Annotated in this window: 1 protein-coding gene; it reads right to left on the bottom strand. The window is 62.5% G+C overall.

The features are described from left to right. Positions 1-34: 34 nt before the first annotated feature. Positions 35-1218, bottom strand: a protein-coding gene (locus tag JX360_RS17385) for an IS3 family transposase (protein WP_244353515.1) whose coding sequence is annotated in 2 segments (ribosomal slippage) — positions 35-954 and positions 954-1218 — 1185 coding nt in all. Because the reading frame shifts where the segments join, the coding sequence is not laid out codon by codon here. Positions 1219-1281: the final 63 nt, after the last annotated feature.

Raw genomic sequence — 1281 nt, 5'->3', positions numbered from 1 at the left:
TGATCGGCCCCCACGGACGGGTCCAATTTGATTGTTAGTGCAATGATGGTCGTGGCGCCAGCGCGGGCGGCATCGCTGGTTGGGGTTGCAGGGCCGCCCGCGCGAATGCCGGGATGAAGACCTCCGGCGCCGGCGGCTTGTAGCCGAGCGATCCATGCGGACGCACGGTGTTGTAATGCCGACGCCAGCTTTCCACGATGATCCTGGCCTCTTTGAGCGTGTAGAAGATCTCGCCGTCGAGGAGTTCGTCGCGCAGGCGAGCATTGAAGCTCTCGATGTAGCCATTCTCCCATGGGCTTCCGGGTGCGATGTAGGCAGTCTTCGCCCCGACGGCGGTGATCCAGTCCTGCACGGCCGTGGCGATGAACTCCGGGCCGTTGTCGGAACGGATGTGCTCAGGCACGCCGCGCAGGATGAACAGGTCGGACAGGACGTCGATGACGTCGGTGGAGTTGAGCTTGCGATCGATGAGGATCGCCAGCGCCTCATGCGTGAACTCGTCGATCACGTTAAGCATGCGGTACTTCCTTCCGTCATGAGTGCGGTCCTCGACGAAGTCGTAGGACCAGACATGGTTGGGCCGCTCGGCGCGCAGGCGGATGCATGATCCGTCGGCGAGCCAGAGCCGGCCTTTCTTCGGTTGTTTGGCTGGAACCTTCAGCCCCTCTTGCCGCCAGATGCGCTCGACCCGCTTGTCGTTGACCACCCAGCCCATCTGGCTGCGCAGAAGCTCGGCGATCTTGCGATAGCCGTAGCGGCCATAGCGGCGGGCCAGTGCAACGATGTCCTCGGTCAGTTGCTGCTCGTCGTCCCGGCCGCGAGGAATACGCCGCTGCGTGGAGCGATGCTGCCCAAGCACGAGGCATACCCGGCGCTCCGACACGCGCTTCGGCAGAACCGAGCGAACATGGTCGATGCAGGCACGGCGACGCGAGGGGCTCAGAAGTTTCCCCGCGCAGCCTCCGTCAGGATCAGCTTGTCCAGCGTCAGATCGGCCACCGCCTTGCGAAGCCGTTCGTTCTCCTTCTGGAGATCCTTCAACTGCCGAAGCTGGTCACGGCTCATGCCGCCATATTGCTTGCGCCACCGGTAGAACGTCAGTTCGGAAACGCCGATCTGGCGAACGGCATCCGCCATCGCCATGCCTTGGCCGCGCAAAACCTCAACCTGCCGAAGCTTCGTGACGATCTCGTCGGGCTTGTGTCGCTTGTTTGCCATTGTGGTCCTCCTTCATGGTCAAAACCATACTTCAAGGTGGACCCGTTCAATGGGGGTGGATCA

Origin of the sequence: Thermostichus vulcanus str. 'Rupite', from assembly GCF_022848905.1 — a bacterium.
GTDB lineage: Bacteria > Cyanobacteriota > Cyanobacteriia > Thermostichales > Thermostichaceae > Thermostichus > Thermostichus vulcanus_A.
Note: the sequence above shows the minus strand (reverse complement) of the source record. Positions and strands in the feature narration are given on the sequence as shown.